This is a genomic window from Limnoraphis robusta CS-951, assembly GCF_000972705.2.
Genome location: NZ_LATL02000175.1, coordinates 1 through 7667, shown reverse-complemented (window position 1 = coordinate 7667; position 7667 = coordinate 1). Strand labels below are relative to the sequence as shown.

Below are 7667 nucleotides of genomic sequence, written 5' to 3'. Positions count from 1 at the left end.
GCAATGGTTAACCACTGCTGATAGAATTCTATCGCCTTCTGATACTGCCCTAAACTATTGTAAGCATTACCCAAACCGCCCAGAGAATTCCCTTCCCCATTGCGATCGCCTATTTCCCGTGCAATGGTTAACCACTGCTGATGGAATTCTATCGCCTGATGGTACTGCCCCAAATTACGATAAGCAATGCCCAAATTGTTCAGAGAAGCCCCTTCCCCCTTGCGATCGCCTATTTCCCGTGCAATGGTTAACCACTGCTGATAGAATTCTATCGCCTTCTGATACTGCCCTAAACTATTGTAAGCATTACCCAAACCGCCCAGAGAATTCCCTTCCCCATTGCGATCGCCTATTTCCCGTGCAATGGTTAACCACTGCTGATGGAATTCTATCGCCTGATGGTACTGCCCCAAATTACGATAAGCAATGCCCAAATTGTTCAGAGAAGCCCCTTCCCCCTTGCGATCGCCAATTTCTCGTGCAATCGTTAAAGACTGCTGATAGAATTCTATTGCCTTCTGATACTGCCCCAAATTACGGTAAGCATTGCCCAAACCGCCCAGAGAATTCGCTTCCCCTCTGCGATCGCCAATTTCTCGTGCAATGGTTAACCACTGCTGATGGAATTCTATTGCCTTCTGATACTGCCCTAAACTATTGTAAGCAATGCCCAAATTGTTCAGAGAAGCCCCTTCCCCCTTGCGATCGCCGATTTCTCGTGCAATGGTTAACTGCTGCTGATAAAATTCTATCGCCTTTTGGTACTGCCCTAAACTACGGTAAGTAATGCCCAAATTGTTCAGAGAAGCCCCTTCCCCCTTGCGATCGCCGATTTCTCGTGCAATGGTTAACTGCTGCTGATAAAATTCTATCGCCTTTTGGTACTGCCCTAAACTACGGTAAGTAATGCCCAAATTGTTCAGAGAAGCCCCTTCCCCCTTGCGATCGCCGATTTCTCGTGCAATGGTTAACTGCTGCTGATAAAATTCTATCGCCTTTTGGTACTGCCCTAAACTACGGTAAGTAATGCCCAAATTGTTCAGAGAAGCCCCTTCCCCCTTGCGATCGCCGATTTCTCGTGCAATGGTTAACTGCTGCTGATAAAATTCTATCGCCTTTTGGTACTGCCCTAAACTACGGTAAGTAATGCCCAAATTGTTCAGAGAAGCCCCTTCCCCCTTGCGATCGCCGATTTCTCGTGCAATGGTTAACTGCTGCTGATAAAATTCTATCGCCTTTTGGTACTGCCCTAAACTACGGTAAGTAATGCCCAAATTGTTCAGAGAAGCCCCTTCCCCCTTGCGATCGCCGATTTCTCGTGCAATGGTTAACTGCTGCTGATAAAATTCTATCGCCTTTTGGTACTGCCCTAAACTACGGTAAGTAATGCCCAAATTGTTCAGAGAAGCCCCTTCCCCCTTGCGATCGCCGATTTCTCGTGCAATGGTTAACTGCTGCTGATAAAATTCTATCGCCTTTTGGTACTGCCCTAAACTACGGTAAGTAATGCCCAAATTGTTCAGAGAAGCCCCTTCCCCCTTGCGATCGCCGATTTCTCGTGCAATGGTTAACTGCTGCTGATAAAATTCTATCGCCTTTTGGTACTGCCCTAAACTACGGTAAGTAATGCCCAAATTGTTCAGAGAAGCCCCTTCCCCCTTGCGATCGCCGATTTCTCGTGCAATGGTTAACTGCTGCTGATAAAATTCTATCGCCTTTTGGTACTGCCCTAAACTACGGTAAGTAATGCCCAAATTGTTCAGAGAAGCCCCTTCCCCCTTGCGATCGCCGATTTCTCGTGCAATGGTTAACTGCTGCTGATAAAATTCTATCGCCTTTTGGTACTGCCCTAAACTACGGTAAGTAATGCCCAAATTGTTCAGAGAAGCCCCTTCCCCCTTGCGATCGCCGATTTCTCGTGCAATGGTTAACTGCTGCTGATAAAATTCTATCGCCTTTTGGTACTGCCCTAAACTACGGTAAGTAATGCCCAAATTGTTCAGAGAAGCCCCTTCCCCCTTGCGATCGCCGATTTCTCGTGCAATGGTTAACTGCTGCTGATAAAATTCTATCGCCTTTTGGTACTGCCCTAAACTACGGTAAGTAATGCCCAAATTGCCCAGAGAATTGGCTTCCCCTTGTCTATTACCGATTTCCCGATAAATTTCTAAAGCTTGTTGGAAAGACTGCAACGCTTCTCGAAATTGGCTGGTTTTGCCTTGTTGAATACCTTGATTAAATAATCGATCGGCTTCGGCTTGGCGTTGCTGTTGAGTTTGGGCGAGAACTGGCGACTCAGAGAGAACGTTTGGGGGTAGAATGGGACTCAACACACCAATGATCGCCGCCAGGGTTAACGCTTTGAGGTTCAACACCGCAATTCCTCCAAGGGTAGATGTTCATTCACTTCTAACCTATTTTTGGGGGTGTTGGAGTTATGCAGTTGAGATTCCCCGGAGTTGCACTATCTCGGACTTTCCTCCTAAATTTTTATTGTAAATTAACAGCTTAGTGAGTTGCAAATTCTGTATATTTTCGTTCGGAAGGCGGCTTAAAACCCAAGACAATTTTTTCTTTGGGAATTCCGGCGGCGACTAACTCCAAAGCCACCCCGTCTTCAGTACCATCATGCTGAATCCAAAGTTGATCGTCAATCACATCAATATGTAATACTGTTCCGTAAATGCGATAATCATTTTGCCAGCCTGTTTCGACCAACAAATAGCGATCGCGTTCTCGATCAAAAACCAGTTCAAGTTCTATTTCATCGCCAGCCAAAAACTCGGCATAATTTTTCAACAGGTTTTCAATTACATCACGATAGGAAGATTTTAGCGAATCCATTGAATAATCACCTCTAAAGTTGGATCGAAACTGAATAAGCGGATAATACCATCCTCAATTAATGTTTGACCTGCTTCTTCTTCAAAGACTGTTTTTCGGATGTTATCACTCACGGCTAAATAAAGAGTATAGTCGGGATAATAGCGCTTTAATAAGCGAGAATACAGAACAAATTGACCCACAGCTTCTTCAAGGTCTTTCATTTCGGAAGGACGGGTAAAACTCTTGACTTCAATGGCTATTTTTTCCGCATCACGTTCAGCAGCAAGCAACCGTTCAGCACCCATATCAACAAACAGGTTTCTACCTCTTGCTAATCGAATTCGTAAAGGATCATGAGTGATAGTCCAGCCATCTTTTATCAGTGCTTTTTTGACCGTTTGATGATAAATATCCCTAGCAGGCATAGTATTTTGATCAGAGGATGAAATCACTATCAGAAGAACATAAAAATTACAGGGTGTCTGGATCAATATTCAATTCTCGCAACTTCGCTGCTAACCGTTCATTGCGTTGTTGTTCGGCTTGTCTTTGTTGACGTTCGGCTTCGAGTTCTTCTTGGGTTTTGCGGCTTGTTTCTTCCGCTTCTATTACTCGTTGTTCGGCGGTTTCTCGTTGCTGTTTTTCAGTTTTTGCTGATTCTTCGGGAGTTGGAACTAACTCACCTTCCGGTGTAAAAAACCTCAATTTTCCTTCATAAACTCCCAGAAATAAGTTTAATTGTTTGCTCCAAAGTCTGCCCTGTTCGTTGGGTTGGAGTTCTTCATAAGTTCCCTGTAACAAACCAAATCCCTTAAATTCTAACGTCTCTGGAGAAAACCAAAAATATTCGGGTGTTCTGAAGATATCTTGATAAATTTCTTTTTTGTTAGTGCGATCAACATTGGCTGTTGATTTTGATAACAGTTCTATAATAACATTCGGATATTTTCCGCCTTCTTCCCACACCACCCAACTTTTACGAGGTTGGCGTGAGGTATTTAAAACCACAAAGAAATCAGGCCCTCTAAAATTATCCGTTTTCTTTTGTTCAGGACTATAATAAATGGTCAGATTTCCGGCGGCAAAATAATCGTTTCTGTCTTGCCACAACCAGTCCAAACACTTCATTAACAGCAATAACTGTTGTAGATGCAAATAACTTTCCAATGGCGGCTCCTTGCTTTCTAAATCTCCGGGGGGAAATTCAATCTCTTCTAATTCGATTTCGGTTTGGAGAACTTCTAAATCTTGAGCAATGGTCATTTTATTTTACCTTTTAATGTTATAATTATAAAGTATCTGGATCAATATTTAATTCTCGCAATTTTGCGGCTAATCGTTCATTGCGTTGACGTTCTGTTTTTGCTGATTCTTCAGGTGTCGGAACTAATACTCCTTCCGGTGTGAAAAACCTCAACTGTTGCTGATGAATTCCTAGAAAAAGTTGTAACTGTTGACTCCACAATTGTCCTTGTTCGTTGGGTTGAATTTCCTGATATTTTCCTTGAACAATTTCAAATCCCTGAAATTCTAAAGTTTCCGGTGAAAACCAAAAATATTCCGGTGTTCGGAAAGTATCTTGATAAATATCTTTTTTCGTCGTTCGGTCTACATTTGCTGTTGATTTTGATAACAGTTCTATAATAACGTTTGGATATTTTCCCCCTTCTTCCCACACCACCCAACTTTTGCGGGGTTTGCGTGAGGTATTTAAAACCACAAAGAAATCAGGCCCTCTAAAATTATCCGTTTTCTTTTGTTCCAAACTATAATAAATGGTCAGATTTCCAAAAGCATAAAAATCTTGACGATCTTGCCAGAGATATTCTAGCATTTGAATCAAGAGCAGAATTTGTCGTAGATGCAGTTCACTTTCCAATGGCGGCTCCTTACTTTCTAAATCTCCGAGGGGAAATTCAATGTCTTCTAATTCGGTTTCTGTTTGGAGAGTTTCCAAATCTTGAGCAATCGTCATCTGATTCTCCAGTTTACTACTTTATAGTATAATAGATTCACATCAATTAATGATTTCAATCACAGCCGAAAGCACTACCATTTTTGAGGTTTCGTAGGGGATTGAACCTTGAGTTGAAGCAATATTTCTATCCGGTTGACCACTGCGGGAAAAACCCGTTAAATCTTCTAGCAAACCGTTAATTAAATCGGTGGGTTCATTGTCTGTTAAACCTGTGATAAATCCGCGAGACATTCCGCGACTGCGTGCAATGGTTTGCATGGCTTTGAGGGCTTGGCGTAGCGGTTCCTGACTCACTAATAATAACAATTCGGGCGCACGACCGGATTCACCTCGAACTTGAAAGTTACCCTCTCTGGGGCGAGGTACCGTCAAACTGCCATTTCTATCAATTCTAGAGGCTTCTTCGGGCGCTTCCCAGTCGGCGGGATAAAGAATATTAATTGAACCCGTTGCACTAATCACTAACACTCCTAAATACAGGTCTTGATTTTCAAAATTTTCTACTTTTACTTGCAAATTAGTCCCCGAAGGAACTTGCAATAAATTCGCCGTAGGATTGCCAGATTCTGCGCCCCGACTCGCCACTTTTATCGCGTTTACCCCACCAAAAACTTCGGCTTGAACTTGAAGCGGTGAACCCTGACTCACATTTAATAATTGCCCTAAAATTTGATTAGCTAGTAACCGTTTAAAAGTAGGTTGCAATCGATTAATTGCATCAACAATCCGTTCATTTGAACGAACAAAAGACTGAGGTTCTGGTGTTAAATCTGGTTGAAATAAACCCACACTATTCACAGACGGAAGTTCAATCTCGAGGTTTCTTGGGGTTTGTTGTTGTTTGTAGCTTTCTGTGAATCTTCCTAAAAAATATCCGCTATTATCAAGTTGAGTTGCTGGTACTAATTCAACCCATTGATTCGATTCTAATTCAGCTTGTGCGGTTTTTAAATCCGCTCCCAACGATTCATCTAAAGCTAGTTTTAGCTTGGGATTTTTTGGAATTCCGACTATTTTCTCCCGCAAAAGCCGACCTTCTTTGATAGCCGAAGCGTCTCCCGAGATTTGTTTCCCTATTCCAAATAAACCCTCAACCCGAGACGTTTGTTGAATTTCTCCGACAATATTTCCCGACTCATTTACAACCGAAAATACGCCTTCTTTCTCCGAACCTGTGAGGTTTTGAGATGCCACACCTCCCAACCAAAATTCAATAGTTTCTCCTCTAATTTTTGTAATAACGGCTTCAGCAGAAGGGGTTGTTAAGTTCAGTAAAAACAACGGTTTTTGATTAAAGTTGCTTCCGGGTTGGTATTCTAATATAGGGATTTGGGCGGTACGACTTTGTTTAGATTCGGCTAAACTGCGGGTGCTTCTCCGCAGATTAATATAAGTTGATTCCACACTTTGAGTTGAGGTTAGTTGCCAGAGATAACGGGTTAATAAATAGGTGAATGCACCCGCATGAAATCCGTCAAATTGTGCATCAATGGCTTCTTGTGTTCGTCCAGCAGAACCTAATGCAACACCCTTAGCAATTCCAGAGGTTCGTTTGCGTTGAAATTCCTCTTTACCCCAACCCAATTCGGCTAATAATTGTTCTTGTAATTCCAATTCTATTTGGCTTGCAATCAATTCTTCGCCGCTTCTCGTCAATCGCGCCGCCCGAACCACTGCATTTCCCCTCGTTCCTGCACCGGAATGACAGCTATCCAAAACGGTTGTTAACTTATCGGTTTGTAGCCGACTCATTAATAGAAATAAGGTTTGTCCCATGATGTCGGAAACGGTGACGGCTTCTCCTTGTTGACCCAAAGGTGTAGCGTTTTGAGGTACAATTGTTCCGTTGTATAAGCAGCTATTGTATGGACGATTTTCTGCACGACATTCTTTTAAATCGAGGGGAAAGGGATCTTTAATTAGGCTACCATGTCCCGAATAATGAAACACGACAACATCATCGGGTTTGGCTTGTTTAATTAAATGTTCTTGAAAGGCTTGAATAATATTTTCTCGGGTGGGTTTTAGATTTGAATTGTCTGATATAATTATAATATCACTGGGGTTAAACCCAAAGCGATAAATGAGTAAATGTTTCTGCAATTCTACATCGGTGAGACAACCCTTTAATGATTTGGCTCCCTGATAGTTGTTAATTCCAACTAATAATGCTAATTTACGAGGTGTAGTTTGTGCTAAAACTCGACCATAACGTTCTGCTTGTTGGAAGAAGTCGAATTGACTTAAACCGAGTGTTGCTAGAGTCGAACCTGCAAATTGTAGGAAATGACGGCGTTTGAGTTGAGACATGGAGTTTTAAGAGTATTATCACTTAAAATCTATTTGGCTGGTATTTCAGCTTATCCAAGCCAACAATAAAGAGGAATAGATATTAAGTCAGTGGTAATGATATAGCGATCGCAATTTAGCTTCACCTCAACCTGACGGCAATCGTTTTTCTATAACAGTCGAACTACTACTACGACTACTAGGTTTAGCCATTTTACAGCCTCACTAATAGACGTTATAGAGCTTGATATAATATCATGTCCGGATAATTAGTGATAAAAAACTTTCTCATAATCCTCCTCTTTCTTCTTCTTGATTTCCTCGGTGACTCGGTGACTCCTCCTCCTCTTTCTTCTTCTTGATTTCCTCCTGACTCCTGACTCCTGACTCCTGACTCCTCTGTCGTTTATTTATAACTGTTCAACCGGACATGATATAACTGCTCGCTATTCCAATATAGTACAAAAGCCCTAGATCAGCAGTATACAACTTGATTTGCTGGTCTAGAACTTTATTTTTTAGTCAATGAGTTTATTCGATAGTAAACGACCTTATTTTCTCGTTATAATTAATG

6 protein-coding genes are annotated in these 7667 nt (G+C 41.9%); all 6 read right to left on the bottom strand.

What is annotated here, in order from left to right; genetic code table 11:
• Positions 1-2375: tetratricopeptide repeat protein (locus WN50_RS14950; RefSeq protein WP_235440974.1), on the bottom strand; the 2375-nt coding region annotated here is incomplete at its 3' end.
• A 133-nt stretch (positions 2376-2508) separates the two neighbouring features.
• The gene (locus WN50_RS14945) at positions 2509-2844 is read right to left on the bottom strand and encodes a XisI protein (RefSeq protein ID WP_046278325.1); all 336 of its coding nucleotides are present in this window, start codon (positions 2842-2844) and stop codon (positions 2509-2511) included.
• Positions 2832-3251 (bottom strand): XisH family protein, encoded by a 420-nt coding sequence (locus WN50_RS14940; RefSeq protein WP_046278326.1) that lies wholly within the window; start codon positions 3249-3251, stop codon positions 2832-2834. The genes WN50_RS14945 and WN50_RS14940 overlap by 13 nt, the downstream gene beginning before the upstream one ends.
• A 46-nt stretch (positions 3252-3297) precedes the next feature.
• Positions 3298-4089, bottom strand: a complete 792-nt coding sequence (locus tag WN50_RS14935; RefSeq protein WP_046278327.1) for a Uma2 family endonuclease — start codon at positions 4087-4089, stop codon at positions 3298-3300.
• A 25-nt stretch (positions 4090-4114) separates the two neighbouring features.
• Complete coding sequence (locus WN50_RS14930; protein WP_046278328.1) at positions 4115-4801, bottom strand: Uma2 family endonuclease; 687 nt, start codon at positions 4799-4801, stop codon at positions 4115-4117.
• Positions 4802-4843: 42 nt separating this feature from the next.
• On the bottom strand, positions 4844-7114 hold the full coding sequence (locus WN50_RS14925; RefSeq protein ID WP_046278329.1) for a caspase family protein: 2271 nt from the start codon (positions 7112-7114) through the stop codon (positions 4844-4846).
• Between the last annotated feature and the right edge of the window lie 553 nt (positions 7115-7667).

Bases quoted from the DNA above. Each gene is read 5' to 3' on its own strand.
- WN50_RS14945 (WP_046278325.1), bottom strand. From the start codon at position 2,844: ATGGATTCGCTAAAATCTTCCTATCGTGATGTAATTGAAAACCTGTTG.
- WN50_RS14940 (WP_046278326.1), bottom strand. From the start codon at position 3,251: ATGCCTGCTAGGGATATTTATCATCAAACGGTCAAAAAAGCACTGATA.
- WN50_RS14935 (WP_046278327.1), bottom strand. From the start codon at position 4,089: ATGACCATTGCTCAAGATTTAGAAGTTCTCCAAACCGAAATCGAATTA.
- WN50_RS14930 (WP_046278328.1), bottom strand. From the start codon at position 4,801: ATGACGATTGCTCAAGATTTGGAAACTCTCCAAACAGAAACCGAATTA.
- WN50_RS14925 (WP_046278329.1), bottom strand. From the start codon at position 7,114: ATGTCTCAACTCAAACGCCGTCATTTCCTACAATTTGCAGGTTCGACT.